Raw genomic sequence first — 18,535 nt, 5'->3', positions numbered from 1 at the left:
ATTGTAAAAATCATGGAGAAAAAAGAGGGGCGTTGATTATTTATGGAGGAAATGTGAAGAGATGTCTTTTTATTAGAATGCTGACAGGAAATTAAAAAGGCACCAGAGGTGCCTTTATGATTTTCATTAATCCTTATGCTTTGTAAACCGTCTCCGGACAACAACGAAGAAAACAGGAACAAAGAAAATAGCCAGCAGAGTGGCTGACAGCATCCCGCCCATCACGCCCGTCCCGACAGCGTTTTGTGCCCCACTACCTGCGCCACTACTGATGACCAGAGGCATAACACCAAGAATAAATGCCAGGGAGGTCATCAGGATAGGGCGCAGACGCATACGTGAGGCTTCCAGCGTGGCTTCAATAATCCCTTTGCCTTCTTTATCCATAAGATCCTTGGCGAACTCAACGATCAGTATGGCGTTTTTGGCTGATAAACCAATTGTCGTAAGCAGACCAACCTGGAAGTAAACGTCATTGTTCAGCCCACGTATTGATGCAGCCAGAAGCGCGCCGATCACCCCCAGGGGCACAACCAGCATGACCGAGAATGGAATTGACCAGCTTTCATAGAGAGCCGCCAGACACAGGAACACCACAATCAGTGAAATGGCATACAGTGCTGGAGCCTGATTTCCGGAAAGACGTTCCTGATAAGACATCCCCGTCCAGTCGTAGCCAATTCCGGAAGGCAGTTTCGACGCAAGGCTTTCCATCATCTCCATTGCCTCACCGGTACTTTTGCCTGGCGCAGACTCACCGAGGATCTCCATTGATGGCATCCCATTGTAACGTTCCAGACGAGGTGAGCCGTACACCCAGTGAGAGCTACTAAAGGCAGAGAAAGGCACCATTTCGCCGTTAGCACTACGCACATACAGGTCGTTAATATCTCCTGGTAACATACGGAAGCGAGCATCAGCCTGGACATAAACTTTTTTCACGCGTCCATGATCGATAAAGTCGTTCACATAAGTGCCACCCAATGCTGTTGAGATGGTCTGATTGACATCAGATATGCTCACACCCAGCGCCTGGGCCTTCTCCTGGTCGACATCCAGTTTGTACTGTGGCGTATCTTCCAGTCCGTTAGGACGCACGCGGACCAGTAAGTCAGGATGTTCCCTTACCATGCCAAGCAGTTGGTTACGTGCCTGCGTGAGCTGCGTATGTCCCAGGTTTGCCTGGTCAATCAGTTCAAAGTCAAAGCCTGTTGCGGTACCCAGTTCAATAATGGCAGGGAGGTTAAACGGAAATACAAGACCATCTTTGATCTGGCTAAACGCTTTCGTTGCGCGGCTGACAATCGCCTCAACGCCGTTTTCCTTGCCCGGGCGTTCTTCCCATGGCTTCAGGCTGACGAAAGCGATACCGGAGTTCTGCCCCTGCCCGCTAAAGCTAAATCCGTTTACGGTAAAGACCGATTCAACGTTCGCTTTCTCTTTCGTCAGATAATAGTCCTGAACCTGATCGAGTACCTGCTGGGTACGCATCTGCGTCGCCCCTGCCGGCAGCTGAACCATCGTCATAAACACCCCCTGATCCTCTTCCGGCAGGAAGGAGGAAGGCAGGCGCAGGAACAGTATTGCCATGCCGCCGACGATGATGACGTAAACCAGCAGATAGCGTCCGGTCTTACGTAAAATGCCGCTCACGCTGTTGCTGTAGTGCTCCACGCTCTTATCAAAAAGCGCGTTAAACCAGCCGAAGAATCCACCTTTCTTTTCATGATGGTCGCTGGAAACCGGTTTGAGCAGCGTTGCACATAAAGCAGGCGTTAATATCAACGCCACCAGCACCGATAAGGCCATCGCGGAGACAATGGTCAGCGAGAACTGGCGATAGATAGCCCCGGTTGAACCTCCAAAAAATGCCATCGGAATAAACACCGCTGAAAGCACCATGGCAATGCCCACCAGAGCGCCCTGGATTTGCTCCATCGACTTCTGGGTCGCCTCTTTTGGCGGCAGCTTGTCCTCAACCATGACGCGTTCTACGTTCTCAACCACCACGATGGCATCATCGACGAGCAAACCTATCGCCAATACCATCCCGAACATCGTCAGGGTGTTAATGGAGAAACCAAACGCAGCCAGTACCGCGAAGGTACCCAGTAGCACCACGGGCACGGCAATAGTCGGAATAAGGGTCGCCCGCAGGTTTTGCAGGAACAAGTACATCACCAGGAACACGAGAACGATCGCTTCAAACAGCGTCTTCACCACTTCATGGATTGAGATCTTCACGAAAGGTGTGGTGTCGTACGGATAAACGACTTTCAGGCCCTGAGGGAAGAAGGGCTGCAACTGCGCCAGTTTACTCTTAATGGCGGCAGCGGTATCCAGCGCGTTTGCGCCAGTCGCCAGCTTGATCCCGAGCCCCGTTGCTGCCTGGCCATTGATTTTGGTGACCATGTTGTAGTTTTCGCCACCCAGCTCAATGCGGGCCACATCTTTCAGGTGGACCATTGAACCGTCCTGGTTCACCTTCAGCGTCACACGGCCAAACTCCTCCGGTGATTTCAGGCGCGTTTGAGCAATAATTGAGGCGTTCAGTTGCTGCCCTGGTACGGACGGCGTTCCTCCCAACTGGCCCGCAGCAATCTGGTCGTTCTGCGTTTTCAGTTGGTTAATGACATCCAACGGCGTGAGCTGATATTTATTCATCGCGTTGCTGTCCAGCCAGATGCGCATTGCATACTGCGCACCGAACAGCTGCACATCACCGACGCCGGAAGTACGGCTGATCGCATCTTTTACGTTAGAAGCGACATAGTCGGAGATATCATCCTGAGTGAGGTTTTTATTATCCGACACAAATCCCGCGACCAGCAGGAAGCTGCTGCTGGATTTTTCCACGCCGATCCCCTGTTGCTGTACTTCTTGCGGTAGCAGCGGCATAGCGAGCTGGAGTTTGTTCTGAACCTGCACCTGCGCGATATCAGGATCCGTACCCGACTCGAACGTCAGGGTGATGGTGACGTTACCGGCAGAATCACTGGTGGACGACATGTACATCAGATTGTCGATTCCGTTCATGTTCTGTTCGATAACCTGCGTCACGGTATCCTGGACCGTCTGGGCATCAGCGCCAGGGTAGGTCGCTGTCACCGCAACTGCTGGCGGCGCAATGGTTGGATATTGCGCCACCGGCAGTTTTAAAATGGCCAGCCCGCCCGCAATCATCAGAATGATGGAGAGCACCCAGGCGAAAACAGGCCGTTGAATAAAGAAATTAGCCATCTCGTTATCCCTTAACTGGCTGGAGTCGCGGCGGTATCAGGAATAGCCACGGCGGTGACGCCAGGGCGAACTTTTTGCAGGCCGCTGATAATGACGCGGTCGCCATTTTTCAGACCTTCCGTGATCAACCACCGATCGCCAATCGCCTGCGGTGCAACGACAGTGCGAGATTCCACCTGGTTTTTATCGTTTACCACAAGCACGGTTGCATCACCGCGAGGTGTACGGGTTACCCCCTGCTGGGGAACAAGGATGGCATCAGGCTGTGTGCCTTCGTCAATGCGTGCACGGACAAACATACCCGGTAACAGCATATGCTGAGGGTTAGGGAAGAGAGCGCGAAGGGTGATTGAGCCGGTACTTTCATCTACCGTGACATCAGAGAACTGGAGCGTTCCTTTCAGCGGATAAGGCTGGCCATTTTCCATCAGCAACTCAACGCTGCTGGTGTCTCCCTTTTGCAGGCTCGTCTGCTGCTTCAGACGCATAAAATCGCTGCTGGATTGCGTTACATCGACATAAATGGGATCGAGCTGCTGAACTGTCGCCAGTGCGGTTGACTGACCATTAGTGACTAACGCCCCTTCAGTGACGCTGGATTTGCCAATGCGCCCGTTGATTGGCGATGTGACTTTCGTATAAGCAAGATTGATCCGCGCGTTTTCAACGCCAGCTTTCGCGGCAACGACGCTTGCATCCGCCTGCTGGGCGGTTGCCACCGCCTGATCATACTCCTGCTTGCTCACATATTGCGTACCGACCAGCGGAAGGTAACGTTTTACCGTCAGATGGGCTATGTTTGCCGCCGCCTGCGCTTTTACCAGTTCACCTTTCGCATTGTCGTAGGCTGCCTGATAGGTGGCCGGATCGATCTGATAAAGTGATTCACCCGCTTTGACGTCGCTGCCTTCGGTAAAATTACGGTGCAGAATGATACCACTTACCTGGGGACGAACCTCCGCTACACGATAAGCGTCAGTTCTGCCTGGCAATTCCGTCGTTACGGCCAGTGGCGCGCTTTTGACAATATGAACACTGACCTGAGGAGCTTGCCCATGCTGCTGTGGGTTTTCTTGCCCATCGCACCCGGCGAGCAGTGCAGCACAGACAATGAAACCGGATAAGGGTAAGCGTCTGAAGTGATTCGTCATTACTGTTCCTTAAACTACCCTTGAACCGATATATGCCATAAGTCGGTGAAAGGGTGTGAGGCAAAAAAAGAAATGTAGCTGCGTATAATAATGAGGGTATTCAAGGTTTTTTAATTTATAAGTGCTGATGGAGGCAATAAAAAGCAAAATCAGATTCTGAACCAGTGTATTCGAAATCCGGCTTCTGTCAGGATAATCAACGGAATACTTATGAGTAAATACAAACTATTTATTTAATGAATTTGATTCGCTCAATTTATTCGTATGAATTATAAATTAAATGAATTGACTTTTTTTGTGCAAAACTAAAACGGGTTATGGTGAATACTTTGACTTACACGACCCTTTAATAACGTTTGATGTCGTATCAACCGTATAAGTAATGAGTAGCAGGCTATGGCGCGTAAAAAGAAAGAAGAGGCTCAAAAGACCCGGCAGCAGCTGATTGAAGCCGCTATCGGGCTATTCGCGACACGTGGCGTGGCTAATACCACGCTTACCGACATCGCCGATGCTGCTCAACTTACTCGCGGGGCGGTTTACTGGCATTTTTCGAGTAAAGCGGAAATATTTAACGCCATCTGGGAACAGCAATTGCCGCTGCGTGAAATGATTCGTGACAGGTTAATACTTTCTGAAAAAGATGACCCTTTGTTAATGCTTCGTGAACAGTTTATTGTCGCGCTGCAATATATTGCGAGCGAGCCACGTCAGTATGCTCTTTTACAAATCCTGTATCATAAGTGTGAATTTCATGACGATGTGATTTCAGAATGTGAAATACGCAAGCGGATCGGTTTAAACGATAATTATCTTCGCAGGACGTTGAGACAATGCGTTGCGCGTAGCATTATTTCTTCCCAAACTAATATTGAACTGGCGCTGATTGTTTTCCACGCATTTTTTAGCGGAGTCATTAAAAACTGGTTAATGGATAGCAACAGTTTTAATCTGTACAAACAGGCGCCGGCGCTGGTGGATAATATTCTTGCGACACTAAATATCACTCGAGTGGCGCCAGTGTTTTACGATACAGCCTCATGATTGCATACGGGATGGTGACATCTCCCCGTGCTGGCACTGTTCCATAATAGCCTGCGCGGTAATCGGTTTGCCCAGCAGATAACCCTGTAGCGTATTGCATCCCAGTTCTGTCAGAAAGGTCTGCTGCGCTGCGGTTTCGACCCCTTCTGCCACGACCTTCAGATTCAGCGTTTTTGCCAGGGCGATAATCGCCGAGACGATCGTCGCATCTTCACTCTCTCCACTTAACTCTTTTACAAAAGCACGATCGATTTTCAACTCGCAGGCAGGGAGTCGCTTAAGATAAAGAAGGCTTGAATAACCTGTACCAAAATCGTCTATCGAGGCTTTTACGCCCGCATCCGTCAGCGCTGTCAGGACACGAACGCTTTCGTCCGGATTGCTCATCGCCGTGGTTTCGGTCACCTCCAGGATCAACATGCCGGGCGGTACGCTATGGCGCGTCAGACAATCGAGAACCGTTTTAATCAGCGACGGCTGTTCGAACTGCAACGTAGAAAGATTCACCGCCATTGACCAGTCCGTGTGGCCCTGAAGGTGCCATTCTCGAAGCTGGCGGCAGGCCTCGTCGATTACCCAGTTTCCAATTGGAATAATCAGCCCGGTTTTCTCTGCAAGCGGTAGAAACAGGTCGGGGGGCAGTAATCCCTGTTTGGGATGCTGCCAGCGTAACAGCGCTTCGAATCCGATGACCGGCCCGGCAGGGGCATGGAATTTAGGTTGATAAAGCAGGCGTAACTCATCACGGTCGATGGCCTGCCACAGATCATTCATCAGCTGTAGATGCGTCTGCGCCAGCGTATTCATTGACGGCTGAAAGAAGTGATAACCGTTACGACCCATATGTTTCGTGTGGTACATCGCAGCATCAGCGTTAAACATCAGTTCACGATCGGTTTTGCCATCGTGTGGATAGAGCGCAATGCCAATGCTCAGGGTGACCATCAGTTCGTAAGGATCGAGATGGAACGGGCTATCAATGACGCGTACCAGTGAATTTGCCAGTGAGGCAGCATCATCCGGGGTAGTGGTTTCGGCCAGCAGGACGAATTCATCCCCACCGATACGCGCCAGCGTGTACTGACCTTTCAACTGCAACAGCAAACGCTGAGTCACCGCAACCAGAAGATTGTCACCGACATCATGACCATAGGCATCGTTGACGGTTTTAAAGCCATCAAGATCCATAAACATCAGCGCGAAAGGGCTTCCTTCGCGATCGGCCTTGCTGATGGCCTGATCGAGGCGATCCTCAAGCAGAATACGATTGGGTAAGCGCGTCAGCGTATCATGCAACGCCAGCTGAGCGAGTTCACGGTTAGCTTCTGCCAGTGATGAGGCCAGCAGCGAGGTACGAGCCTGAAGGCGGGCATCGAACATCGATACCAGCAGCGTAATCCCCAGAATAGCGAGCGCGACCACGCTAACCAGTATCGCCAGCCAGCTCCCGTTAATGCCATGATGGTGGACCATCGTCGACATTGGAAATTGTGCTGCTTCCATGCCGGCGTAATGCATGCCAGCGATAGCGATGCCCATGGTGATCGCCGCCCCCAGACGCATCAACGCCATTCGTGCAGCTTCCTGACGTAAACGGAACGTCAGCCAAAGAGCGGCCAGTGAAGCGGCAAGGGCTATGCCCACAGAGATAGCCATCCACGTTTTATCCCAGACAATACCCGGAGTGACCTCCAGGGCAGCCATACCGGTGTAGTGCATGGTAACTATGCCTGCACCCATCACGACGGCGCCAGGCAGCAGTCGGCGCAAATGTAGCTGCTCGCCGCTAACGAGCCACAGGGCGAACATTGACGAGCTGATGGCGATAATCATCGAAAGCACGGTCAGGGTCGCGTTGTAACTCATGCTCATGGAAAGATCCATCGCCAGCATACCGATGAAATGCATCGCCCACACGCCAATCCCCATCGAAACACCGCCACCTGCCAGCCAGACGCGTGCAGCGACGCCCTGGCTTCCGGCAACGCGCGCAGCCATATTCAGCGCGGTATAGGCGGCAAGAATGGCGACAATAAAGGAGATGACGACGAGGATTTGGTTGTATTGGCTAACCAGCATGGTCTGTTCACTCGTTGTGAGACGTTAAGCAAGAGCGGTTGAAAAGGGCACAGACATTATCATCGTCAGGAAATGACGAAAAGTGATTTAAGCCCCTGTTTTTATTGGGTGATAACAGAGGGGTACAGGATGGAAGAGGCTAGTCCAGCTCTGAGCAGTTGACCAGTTTTAGCGGGTTCACGGAATTCATATTGCGACATTTATCGGTTTCGGTGCTCATCAGTTCAATCCACTGCATCAGCAGCGCATCGAAAATGAAAACAGAGACAGCAAAAACGACCAGCCACCAGTATTTACGAATCATGTGTCATTCCGCGAAAAGAGAGCCTGTAAGGTGGTGGAAATATACACGAAAAGCGGGCGTTGAAAAGTGGGGAAGGAGAAGGTTTACAAAGCGTTGACGGTCACCCATCCGGGCAATAAAAAAGGCGCTTCCCCATGCCGAAGAGCGCCTTTTTAAACAAGCATTTAACTGATTAGTATCAGTTCATGCCGTACTGTCATATTAGCTGTTTTCATGCTTTTAGATGATTTTAATATTCATATAATAATCAATGTGTTGTATAAATTCATGCCTGTATATTGTTCCAGTGTTTTTCTTTGTTTATACTATTATGCAAGCAATTCTGTATAAACATTTGTATAAACACTTTGGGCTGGGTGGTCTATGGCTGGCGAACTTAACAAACTGAGCGACAGGAAGTTAAAGGGATTACATGGTATCCCGGCCAGTAAGATTGAGTTCTATGCTGATGGTGCCGGGCTGAGCGCCAAGGTAACGAAAGCTGGTGGTATTAGCTGGGTGTTTACTTACCGACTCGACGGGCAGAAGCTGCATCGTCTTACTCTGGGACGATACCCGGATATGAGCCTCAAAGAAGCCCGTTCTTCGCGTGATAAATGCCGCCAATGGCTGGCCTCAGGTAAAGATCCAAAGCACCAGTTGGCGCTGGCCACTCAGGAAACGCTTAAACCGGTCACTGTTAAGGAAGCTATAGAATACTGGATACGCGAATATGCAGAAGAGAACCGCGCGAATGTTGAACGGCACAAAGCGGAGCTGCGAAAACACATTTATCCTTATATAGGGAAAATGGCGCTCGCTGACTGTGAAACACGATACTGGCTTGACTGCTTTGACAGGATGAAAAAGAAAACTCCAGTCGCCGCAGGTTATGTGTTCCAGATGTGCAAACAAGCCCTGAAATTCTGCCGGGTTCGTCGCTATGCTGTGAGTACCGCGCTTGAAGATTTAACAATTCCAGATGTCGGTAAAAAACAGGCAAAAAAAGACCGGGTATTAAACGATAAAGAGGCTGGCGATTTATGGGCTGCCATTTCCTCTGGCACTTGCTTCATGCCTTACTACACCAGGCTACTGACAATCCTAATGGTGTTTGGGTGCCGAACGCAGGAGGCCAGGCTATCAGAGTGGAGTGAATGGGATATGGATGCCTGGGTCTGGACAGTTCCCAAAGAGCACAGCAAGGGCGGCGAGAAGATTGTAAGACCTGTGCCGGATGCCATGCGCAAATTCATTGAAATACTGCATGATGAAACGAAACGATCCGGCCTTTTGCTTGGGTCGGTTAAAGGCAGTGAAGCGGTAAGTCAGTGGGGCCGCGGCGTTTATAAAAAGCTGGGGCATTCTGAACCATGGACACTGCACGATCTAAGACGAACTTTAGCAACGCATATGAATAATATGGGTATAGCACCACACGTTGTCGAACAGTTGTTGGGGCACTCAATGCCGGGAGTCATGGCGATTTATAACCGTAGTCTGTATTTGCCTGAGAAACTGGATGCGCTGAATAAATGGTATGACAGACTTGATATTTTATCAGGTGGATTCACTAACATTGTTTTGTTGAATAAGGCTGAATAATGACTAGTTTTCTAAAATTGGGTATTTTCGAGCGAGAAGCCAAAGCCCCGGAGCTAAATATTAAACAACTTGCACTACTTATGTGTGGGGTAGATCCGACAGTTAAAACTGCTGATATCCCTGAGGCGAAAGTTGAAGCTTACAATATATACTATCGACAACTGAGTAGATGGTTATCAGCATCTAAATTATTTCGAGGTGGAAACTCAACAGCCTATCCCGCAGACTATATGTTTGCTCTGGCATATCCTCTTATTGATGAAGATATTACACCACAACCCATAAAGGACAGATGCCTTGCGGCGGTGGCTATAATTGCTAATCAAAACAAAGGAAAAGAGCATCTTTATGCTATGGGAGGGGATGAGCTTTTACAGGTCGGAATTGCATTGAAAAGCAGCAAACGCGGCTTGCATCGTAAAGAAGATGAAAAGGAATATAATGATAAATTAATGGGGATGCTGGTCAAGCTTATAGCACATAAGATAGGCCATTCGTTTGGCACCTCTAAAAAACCAAGCATCTCGGCTATTTTAAACGAACTATATAAATTAGCTGATGAGGAAGGTATATCTAAAACTGGATTATCCAAATCAGCAATATATGAGAAAATTCGCAAGGCATTAAATTCGATTTATTATACGGAATGAATATTATTTTGCAGTGTTAGTGGGTATTATTTATATTTCATGTGAAAATACTAATTAATTATATTTGTTGGAGCTTTTGGCGATTCTATGATCGCCAAGGAGATTCAATTGTTATATTTGATGTGTATTACAGTTACATTCAACAGCATTCAACAGCATTCAACAGCATTCAACGACACGTAACGACACGTAATGACACGTAACGGCACCCGACAGCACCTAACAATACCTAGCTCCATCCACGGTCTCTACTAGGTCATTACTTGCTAACTTTTTCCATCTTTGTTCATGGTTATTCATCACTGTTCATCAGCGTTCATCATTGTTCATCTTTGTTATGAACAATCCAAGGCGAATCAAATCGTTAAAGAACGGTGATCTTCGGCGAGTTATTGAAATTCATGATTTTTTCTCTCGCGACAGCCGTTGAAATTACTGTGGAAATTGTTTTCAACAGGGGAGCGTTATCTTGATGGAATTTCTATCTTTCAATGGAATTGCGTGTTCTTTTAAAGGATTCCAGAATCAATGGAAATGCTGGTCGTTTATCCACTAATCTCTTCGCATAACATTGAAACAGTGGAGGCAGCATGCAAAATATAACCTTTACCCCGCCAAATCCTGAACAACGCCGCACCCTTTTAGAAGAGTACGGCTTTAAGTTTGATCGCCGAATCCGTGAAGATGAATGCAGCGAGATCACCAGTCTTTCCCGTTCCAGCCGCTGGAAGATGGAACAGCAGGGGCGCTTCCCTCCGCGCTGTCACTTTGGCCGTAATAGCTGTGCTTGGCTTCTTTCGGATGTGCTCTGGTGGGTTCGTAATCCGCCAGCAGTAGAGAACGTCAATAACCCATACAGCCGTAAATCTGCTTAATTAACCACAGGTAATCTGAGATGAAAAAGATTAATGCCCTCCACGGGCAGGGATTCGCTCACCCTGTAGCCAGCCAGCACGATATTTCAGCGAACCGTAAACAGGTTATTTCCGGTGACTGGTCGCCCATTAATCGCGGTGAATTTACGCTTGCCGATCTGGGGTTGCGCCACAACGGTAACGGGCTGGTGTGGCTGCGTTCCGGCGTGTCCGTGCATGAGGCAGACCATGATGCAGGGATAAGCGGCAAGGACAAGACCAAAGGAAGGGTTAACGGCCTTCCTTTTGAATTTGTCGGCCAGTGGCAGGAATACCCGACTAAACGCAGCTTTGCAGTTTCAGTATCTACGGAACTACGGCGCCAGTATTACCCGGACGATGCCGCATTCAGTAAGGCAATGCGTGAGGCTGGTTATGTTCCGGTGCGCACTCGCAAACTGACCGGAAAGGATGCTCGTTTTTGGCTGTACCGTGTAACGGGCAATGATAAGGGGGTTGTCGCAGCAGAATCCGCGCCACACAAGGCTTGCGCGCCAGTTGTCCAGACCATATCTAAGCCTCATCCGTGGTTTAAGCGTGTGGCACTCGATGGTAAATGGCAGTACGTCTACGCAGATCACATCCGCTTTCTGACTAAAAAGCGTCATCGCGTCGATGGTGTTCGGGTTCAGGGGTATACCGCTGGCGGGCTGAAAGTGGAGGCTATTGTATGACAGGCAAAACAAAGGCGGCCATGCCGGGCCGCCAGTGCAATACCGCTTTACTGAAACATCGCCAGATTACCAGGCTTACCGCTGGTGGTCAAACTTTGAGCCAACGAAATCCGTACGCACAAATTAACCGCGTACGTTTAACGTACGAACATCTCAACCCATTGAATCATCTTAATTATCGCGAAACGCGAGAATTGGCGAGCAACGAACACGAAAAGTATTCGGGTTCTCCGGAACATCAACACTGCTTAGGTTCAGAGGTTCCGACGAATAACGTAGAGAGCTGCGAAGATAACCAACCCTCTTTAAGAGGTGAGCCTCTGCACAACTCATTAAGAGTTGCGCAAAACAGACCCTTTTTAAGAGGGGCAGTCCACAGCATTACGGGGAGTAACCCTGTTCAGCCTTTTGGCTCGATGCCGCGCTTATCAAGTTCACGGCGCAAAAGGCGTTTTATCCATCCCGACTTATTATCGTCACCGTCTTCTTTCATCGCTAAAGCGAGCCGCTCTGACAGTTCTTTATCGAGTCTGAGCTGCACAACATGGCGCTCTTTATTTTCGCTTGTTGACATTGTCAACTCCTGTGGTCTAGTCTGTAGTGGAGTTGACAATGTACTACATTGCATGACTTTTAGTAAAGCAAAGCCCGGCAGTGGTGGAACACTAACCGGGCCTCTAACCACCACCGTTAGCGAAAGTAACGAGGCAGCTATGAAAGATCATACCACACACCCGCAAGGGCGGAATAACTACATCTGGCGTTTTCTCGCACTGAGCGCCATCGGGCGCAACGTCATTCACATTACCGCCGCTACCGAACGCGAAGCCCGTGAGCAATCACCGGCTGGCTGCGTGATGGTATTCGCTGGCCGTCTACCAGTTCAGGAGGTTCGCTATGCGTGAGCCAATCTGTCTGGAGCAGGCCGAATATAAATCAGCGCTGGCTTCATCACTTTACGAAACCATTCTGGAGAAGGCCTCTGCTGAATGTTCAGAAACGCTGCTGAATCTGATTTCTATTGCGTGTGATTTTAACCAGGAAATTCACCGGGCATTAATCGCCGAGCTGCGCATGGGAGAGACAAAATGAGACAGGTTCCTTTTGAAGTCCTGATGCACGCCGAAGACGCACTGGCATACAGCAATCAGGCTCTGGCTATGCTGGAAATCTGGATGGACTCCCTCGGCGAAGGTGATGAACACGAATCTAACTGTGTGGCCGCCATTTTCAGCCTGGTGCATGAGTCCAAAGATCGTCTACAGAAAGCGCGGGAGGCTTCCAGTGCAAAATGACTTTGTAAGCGATGCGCGGCACGGGAAGCGCGGAGAGTTCAAATTGCCGCTGTTTTGTGAACTGACTGCAGAAGGGCAGAGTCACATCACCTTTGCCCTAAAGTTTGCCCCCGAGTCTGTGGCTGTGTTCCATCCCGATTCGGGAGAAATATCTCACTGGCTCAGCCGCGGAAACGAGATTATCGACATTTACGGTTGCTATACCGTCTTTCCTCGCAATGGCATTAGGGAGGAACAGCAATGAGCCGCGCAATTGAGATTATCCGTGAAGTTAAGCGCCAAGCTGCCGGAAGCTGGGAAAGCCTACTTCCTCAGTGCGGGGTGACTGTTCCGCCGAAAGGCCGTCACGGCCCATGCGCCATCTGTGGTGGATCTGACCGATTTCACTACATTGACGACCACGGCGGCGGCGAGTGGCATTGTCGCCAGTGTGACGAGCCAAATCACGGCGACGGTCTGGATCTCATTGCCAGATCTCAGGGCATTACCATAACCGCTGCGGCGCAGAAAGTATCCTCTGTGCTGGGTGGTGATACCCGGACACCGGAACCGAAGCCAGCCAGAGAGAAGCCTCAGACGGATATCGCCGGGAAAGTTGCGGCGCTGACCGCTAAAGCCTCTCCGGGGCAGTCTGCTTACCTTACATCAAAGGGGCTTCAATGCCCCTTCCCGATGCTGTCCGATGGGTCGCTGCTGCTGGTGCTGAAAAACGGTGCTGGCGCGACGACAGGCGCACAGGTGATTAAGCCAGATGGCAGTAAGCGGCTGGTGGCCGGAACGGTAAAGAAAGGCTCTTTTTGCGTGGTTAATTCCGGTGAAACGCCGGAGACGGTGATTATCGCCGAAGGACTGGCAACGGCGCTTTCGGTTCAGCAGTTTCGCCCAGATGCGACAATTATCACAGCGATTGACGCCGGGAATTTGCTGTCAGTTGCGCAGGTGATGCGACAGCGTTACCCGGATGCGCAGATCATCATCGCCGCAGATAACGATATTAAGCCTGGCGAACCAAACACGGGTAAATCAGCCGCAGAAAAAACCGCTAAAGCTGTCTCTGGCTGGGTAGCTTTACCTCAGTCTGAGGAAAAGGCCGACTGGAATGATTTTCACCAGCAACACGGGCTGGAAGCAGCCGCAGCAGCATTTAATGATTCGATGTACCAGCCGGAGGGCGAAAAGGTGGTGGTAAAACTTAAGTCTATTGACGGCGGTAAAAAAGAGCAAAAATCAGCTCTGCAAGGTGACGAACTGAAACCACGCGTGGAGAGCCGTAACGATGGCTTGTACTGGATTACGCCAAAGGTGGACAAGGACAGCGGAGAAATCATCAATAACGAAGCGTGGCTTTGTTCGCCTCTTGAGGTAGTTGGTTCAGGTAGTGACGGGGCAGAACGCTATCTTGTTTTGCGCTGGCGTTCGCCGCGTGGCCACGAAGATATTACCAGGGCGATCCCTTGCGCTGATGTTGGAGAGCGTGAGGGATGGCGCTCACTTAAAGCTGGAGGGGTTAACGTGACCACTAAAAACACCTTTCGTGCCATTCTGGCCGATTGGCTGCAGCAGTGTGGATCTGGTCAGGAATGGATTATCACTCATACCACTGGCTGGCATAATGGGGCATATATCATGCCTGATGGCGAAGTTATTGGTGATCCAGAGACACCCATTCTCTTTAATGGTCGCAGCGCTGCATCTTCCGGTTATGCCGTTTCTGGTACGGCTGAGGGCTGGCGGGATTCAGTGGCTTATCTGGCCGGTGGCAACCCATCAATGATGCTGGGAGTGGCGGCGGCATTATCCGCGCCGCTTATTGGGCTGGTGGGTGCTGATGGTTTCGGTGTCCACTTGTTCGAGCAGTCGAGCGCCGGTAAGACCACTACAGCTAATATTGCGAGCAGTCTGTGGGGAGAGCCGGATGCTCTGCGCCTAACGTGGTACGGTACTGCGCTTGGTATCGCTAACGAAGCGGAGGCGCATAACGACAGTCTGTTACCGCTGGATGAAGTGGGGCAGGGGAGCAGCGCCAAAGACGTTGCCACTTCGGCATACACCTTGTTTAACGGTGCTGGAAAGCTGCAGGGAGCCAAAGAGGGCGGCAATCGGGAGTTGAAACGTTGGCGCACTGTAGCAATCAGTACCGGGGAAATGGATATCGAGACGTTTCTTTCTGCTGGTGGGCTAAAAGTTAAGGCAGGCCAGTTGGTTCGCCTGCTGAATATCCCTATGGAGAAATCGACGGCCTTTCATGGCCTGCAGAACGGCAAGGCTCATGCTGATGCACTGAAGCAGGCATGGATTGAAAATCACGGTGCAGCGGGCCGAGAGTGGGTTAAATGGTTGGCGGCTCACCAGAAGGAAGCTAAACAGGCCGTACATGACGCCCAGACGCGCTGGCGCGGACTCATTCCGGCTGATTATGGCGAGCAGGTGCACCGCGTGGCAGAACGCTTTGCAATCCTTGAAGCTGCGCTGGTGACTGGTGCATCAATCACCGGATGGGATGAACAGGCCAGCCGTGATGCTATCCAGCATAGCTTTAATGCCTGGGTGAAAGAGTTCGGAACGGGAAATAAAGAGCACCAGCAGATCATCGAGCAGTGCGAGGCGTTTCTTAATGCTTATGGTCTGAGCCGGTTCGCCCCTTTGCCTTATGATCCTGCAAGCCTGCCAATCAGTAATCTTGCCGGGTATCGTAAGCGTAAGAGCAACCATGATGATGCGCCCATGGTGTTCTATACATTCCCTGCAACGTTTGAGAAGGAGATAGCGCAGGGATTTAATGCTAGGCAGTTTGCCCGTGCGCTTGCCGCTGCCGGTTTGCTCTCTGAGCCATCAAGTGGGAGAGGATATCAACAGAAATCACCGCGAATTGATGGGCGCCAAATCAACGTTTATGTACTTCAACAAGTTGCAGAAGAAGGGGCGGAATAAAATACACATGTGAGGATTGTTATTGTTGGTTCAGTTGGTTCAATGATTGTTAATTACATTCATGTTACTGTTTTACATAGGGTTTATGTCTAATAATTGAACCAACACTGAACCAACAAACGGCTATTTTGAACCAACATGTTCCGCTATTGAACCAACCCCCTTTTCTGGCTGGCCTGTAAATATTTGCCACTGAACCAACATAAAAATAGCATTTGTTGGTTCAAAAAGGGGCTTTGTTAGTTCACTTAATGAAAATAATGCCTTTAAAAACAATAATCTTTACAAATTGAACCAACTGAACTGACTGAACCAACATAGTTTTGCATCTATACACAAAAAATAGAGGATGTTATGGACAAAAAAAACAGTGATGACCTGGTATATTCGAAGGTGCTGATCCAGAAAGTGGTTGAGCACAAAGATATGTTTGGGGTTCCAGACAGCAAAACGGATTTGCAGCTTATGCCGCTTAGCGAATACCGGGAACTGGTGAAGCGAGAAGCTTTCTTTTTTGTGGATCACAATGGTTTCCTGCGCCATCAATTTTCTGGTGATGTTATGGCTGCCAGCAAAGAACAACTGGATATCCTTATCGGCGAATTGAAAGCGAAGCGTGAGCTGCTTGATGATGCTCTGGATTGCGCTAAGGAATAATTTTGTAAATTATTTGTACTCATGTTTACCCGTGATTACCCCTGTCTCTGATGGGGGTTTTCTTTATATTTTTCATGTATATCTTGAAGAGTGGCACTCAGACGTGAGCCGCCACTGGCCGTTAAGTCAAGCTGTAGCGAGTACAGCCTGCGAGAGGCAGAAAAAGATTTAACGGCCTCCCCTCCAAGCGCTGGTTTCACGTCTCTACGTTAATTGATACGGAAACCACTCCATGAAGAAACTACTCGAATTACGCCAGCAGAAAGCCGCACTCAAAACACAGATGCGTTCCATGCTGGACAAAGCCGACACCGAAAAGCGCAGCCTAAACGAAGAAGAGGGCAAAAAGTTCGACGAACTCCGCGCCCAGGCTGATGCGCTTGAAGTTGAAATCACCCGCCTTGAAGCCGTCGCCGACGATCAGCGCAATCTGCCTGGTACTTCCGTCGAAGGTGAGCCAGTAAGCAACGACGAGCTGCGCCACTACATCATGACAGGTGATACCCGTTCTCTCTCCACGCTGGTGCAGGCTGACGGCGGTTATACCGTTATCCCTGAGCTGGACAAAGAGATTATGCGCCAGTTGCAGGATGATAGCGTGATGCGTTCCATCGCAACGGTGAAGACCACCAAAACCAACGAATACCAGAAGCTGGTATCTGTGGGCGGCACTACTGTTAATCGTGGTACCGAAGGTGAGGCACGTACCGAAACCAGTACGCCGAAGATGGAGCGCGTTGATATCAAACTCAACCCGATCTACGCCTACCCGAAAACCACTCAGGAGATTCTCGACTTCTCTGAGGTGGACACTCTGGGCTGGCTGTCTTCTGAAATCGCCGACACCTTCACCGCTACCGAAGAGAGCGACTTTGTGAACGGCGACGGTGATAAAAAATCCAAAGGGTTCCTGTCTTACCCTCGCGCTGTCACTGCCGACAAAACCCGTCCGTTCGGTACGCTGGAGAAGATGGAGGCGGCTGACGTTTCCTCTGATGGCCTGATCGACCTGCTGTATAAGCTGAAAGCCAAATACCGCAAAAACGCCGTATGGGTGATGAACTCCAACACCGCCGCCAAACTGCAAAAGCTGAAAAACGGCAACGGAGATTACATCTGGCGCGATCGTCTGGTTGCCGGTTCTCCCGATACGCTGCTGGGCCGTCCTGTTCAGTATCTGGAAACCATGCCGGATGCGGATGCAGGTAAAGCGTTCCTCGCGGTAGGCGACTTCAAGCGCGGCTATTTCATCGTGGATCACACCACTGGCGTGCGTACCCGTCCTGACAACATCACCGAACCGGGTTTCTACAAGGTGCATACCGATAAGTACCTGGGCGGCGGTGTGGTGGACTCCAACGCCATCAAGGTGCTTGAGCTTTCAGGCTCCGGTTCCTGATTTGACGTTTAAGGGGCTGCGGCCCCTTTTTGCCCTCTGTGGAGTCCAGTAATGAAAACAATTGATTTTGAAATCCGTACTTCCGAAGTGAGCGCCAGCAACAAAAAGCTGGTGGGCTATGCCGTGCGCTGGAACAGCCTGTCAGAAGTTATCTGGGATGAGTTCCGCGAACAGTTTGCGCCGGGAGCGTTTAAAGACAGCCTGGCATCCGGTAGCGATGTGCGTGCGCTGTATGAGCATAACTATACCCAGCTGCTGGGCCGCACTAAATCCGGCACGCTGGTGCTGTCCGAAGACGATACCGGGCTGCGCTTCGAGCTGACTCCGCCGAATACCCAGCTTGGCAACGATGTGCTGGAGCTGGTGGAGCGCGGGGATATCTCCGGCATGAGCTTTGGTTTCCGGGCGCTGAAAGAGGCGTGGGATATTGCTCAGTCTCCATATCTGCGCACTGTTACCGCTGCCGAACTGCGGGAGATTACCGTTACCTCTATGCCTGCTTATCCTGAGTCTGGCGTGGAAATCGCGCACCGTTCGCTTTTCTCCCAACATCCTGAACTGCGCCGCGCTGGCGATAACCGTCGCCGCTGGGCTGATTTAGCGGGGCTCTGAT

The 18,535-nt window shown here is 50.3% G+C and carries 17 protein-coding genes; 12 read left to right on the top strand and 5 right to left on the bottom strand.

Annotated features, from left to right (window positions below; genetic code table 11):
• Nucleotides 1-126: 126 nt before the first annotated feature.
• Nucleotides 127-3,240, bottom strand: a complete 3,114-nt coding sequence (locus ACQG11_RS06845; RefSeq protein WP_048206623.1) for an efflux RND transporter permease subunit — start codon at nucleotides 3,238-3,240, stop codon at nucleotides 127-129.
• A gap of 11 nt (nucleotides 3,241-3,251) precedes the next feature.
• Complete coding sequence (locus ACQG11_RS06840) at nucleotides 3,252-4,391, bottom strand: efflux RND transporter periplasmic adaptor subunit (RefSeq protein WP_063199839.1); 1,140 nt, start codon at nucleotides 4,389-4,391, stop codon at nucleotides 3,252-3,254.
• Nucleotides 4,392-4,787: 396 nt separating this feature from the next.
• Between ACQG11_RS06840 and envR the strand changes: the two genes are divergently transcribed.
• Entirely contained in the window at nucleotides 4,788-5,435 is a 648-nt protein-coding gene (envR, locus tag ACQG11_RS06835) for an acrEF/envCD operon transcriptional regulator (RefSeq protein WP_023307086.1), read from the top strand.
• Here the strand turns inward: envR and ACQG11_RS06830 are convergent.
• Both ACQG11_RS06830 and ACQG11_RS06825 read right to left on the bottom strand, forming a co-directional pair.
• The gene (locus ACQG11_RS06830; protein WP_157506556.1) at nucleotides 5,430-7,514 is read right to left on the bottom strand and encodes a putative bifunctional diguanylate cyclase/phosphodiesterase; all 2,085 of its coding nucleotides are present in this window, start codon (nucleotides 7,512-7,514) and stop codon (nucleotides 5,430-5,432) included. The genes envR and ACQG11_RS06830 overlap by 6 nt on opposite strands.
• 139 nt (nucleotides 7,515-7,653) lie before the next feature.
• Entirely contained in the window at nucleotides 7,654-7,818 is a 165-nt protein-coding gene (locus tag ACQG11_RS06825) for a DUF2556 family protein (RefSeq protein WP_003860373.1), read from the bottom strand.
• A 363-nt stretch (nucleotides 7,819-8,181) separates the two neighbouring features.
• On the opposite strand from ACQG11_RS06825, the gene ACQG11_RS06820 reads away from it, so the two are divergent.
• The 4 genes from ACQG11_RS06820 to ACQG11_RS06805 all read left to right on the top strand — a co-directional run bounded on the left by ACQG11_RS06820 (nucleotide 8,182) and on the right by ACQG11_RS06805 (nucleotide 11,640).
• Nucleotides 8,182-9,402 (top strand): tyrosine-type recombinase/integrase, encoded by a 1,221-nt coding sequence (locus ACQG11_RS06820; RefSeq protein WP_045325326.1) that lies wholly within the window; start codon nucleotides 8,182-8,184, stop codon nucleotides 9,400-9,402.
• Nucleotides 9,402-10,052 (top strand): hypothetical protein, encoded by a 651-nt coding sequence (locus tag ACQG11_RS06815; RefSeq protein ID WP_019077825.1) that lies wholly within the window; start codon nucleotides 9,402-9,404, stop codon nucleotides 10,050-10,052. The genes ACQG11_RS06820 and ACQG11_RS06815 overlap by 1 nt, the downstream gene beginning before the upstream one ends.
• A gap of 590 nt (nucleotides 10,053-10,642) precedes the next feature.
• Nucleotides 10,643-10,927 carry a helix-turn-helix transcriptional regulator gene (locus tag ACQG11_RS06810; RefSeq protein ID WP_019077824.1) on the top strand — a complete coding sequence of 95 codons (285 nt, stop codon included), beginning with the start codon at nucleotides 10,643-10,645 and terminating at the stop codon, nucleotides 10,925-10,927.
• A 20-nt stretch (nucleotides 10,928-10,947) separates the two neighbouring features.
• Nucleotides 10,948-11,640 (top strand): hypothetical protein, encoded by a 693-nt coding sequence (locus ACQG11_RS06805; RefSeq protein ID WP_224253882.1) that lies wholly within the window; start codon nucleotides 10,948-10,950, stop codon nucleotides 11,638-11,640.
• Nucleotides 11,641-12,040: 400 nt separating this feature from the next.
• On the opposite strand, the gene ACQG11_RS06800 is transcribed toward ACQG11_RS06805, so the two are convergent.
• Entirely contained in the window at nucleotides 12,041-12,214 is a 174-nt protein-coding gene (locus tag ACQG11_RS06800; RefSeq protein ID WP_162842356.1) for a hypothetical protein, read from the bottom strand.
• 139 nt (nucleotides 12,215-12,353) lie between these two features.
• Here ACQG11_RS06800 and ACQG11_RS06795 point away from each other — a divergent pair, with 139 nt between their 5' ends.
• From ACQG11_RS06795 to ACQG11_RS06765, 7 genes are all read left to right on the top strand, one after another.
• Complete coding sequence (locus ACQG11_RS06795; protein ID WP_260897133.1) at nucleotides 12,354-12,545, top strand: host cell division inhibitor Icd-like protein; 192 nt, start codon at nucleotides 12,354-12,356, stop codon at nucleotides 12,543-12,545.
• Nucleotides 12,538-12,732 carry a hypothetical protein gene (locus ACQG11_RS06790; protein WP_019077820.1) on the top strand — a complete coding sequence of 65 codons (195 nt, stop codon included), beginning with the start codon at nucleotides 12,538-12,540 and terminating at the stop codon, nucleotides 12,730-12,732. Before ACQG11_RS06795 ends, ACQG11_RS06790 begins: the two co-directional genes overlap by 8 nt.
• Nucleotides 12,729-12,935: a hypothetical protein gene (locus ACQG11_RS06785; protein ID WP_019077819.1), complete on the top strand. Its 207-nt coding sequence runs from the start codon at nucleotides 12,729-12,731 to the stop codon at nucleotides 12,933-12,935. Before ACQG11_RS06790 ends, ACQG11_RS06785 begins: the two co-directional genes overlap by 4 nt.
• A 240-nt stretch (nucleotides 12,936-13,175) precedes the next feature.
• Nucleotides 13,176-15,866 (top strand): TOPRIM and DUF927 domain-containing protein, encoded by a 2,691-nt coding sequence (locus ACQG11_RS06780; RefSeq protein WP_045325322.1) that lies wholly within the window; start codon nucleotides 13,176-13,178, stop codon nucleotides 15,864-15,866.
• A gap of 354 nt (nucleotides 15,867-16,220) precedes the next feature.
• A complete protein-coding gene (locus tag ACQG11_RS06775; RefSeq protein ID WP_045325320.1) occupies nucleotides 16,221-16,523 on the top strand; it encodes a hypothetical protein in 303 nt (100 codons plus the stop codon).
• A 232-nt stretch (nucleotides 16,524-16,755) separates the two neighbouring features.
• Complete coding sequence (locus tag ACQG11_RS06770; RefSeq protein WP_426728268.1) at nucleotides 16,756-17,922, top strand: phage major capsid protein; 1,167 nt, start codon at nucleotides 16,756-16,758, stop codon at nucleotides 17,920-17,922.
• A 51-nt stretch (nucleotides 17,923-17,973) separates the two neighbouring features.
• Nucleotides 17,974-18,534, top strand: coding sequence for an HK97 family phage prohead protease (locus ACQG11_RS06765; protein WP_045338306.1), 561 nt, complete (start codon nucleotides 17,974-17,976; stop codon nucleotides 18,532-18,534).
• Nucleotide 18,535 lies beyond the last annotated feature (1 nt).

The organism is Enterobacter cloacae complex sp. 372C4, from assembly GCF_050030615.1.
Taxonomy (GTDB): domain Bacteria; phylum Pseudomonadota; class Gammaproteobacteria; order Enterobacterales; family Enterobacteriaceae; genus Enterobacter; species Enterobacter intestinihominis.
Note: the sequence above shows the minus strand (reverse complement) of the source record. Positions and strands in the feature narration are given on the sequence as shown.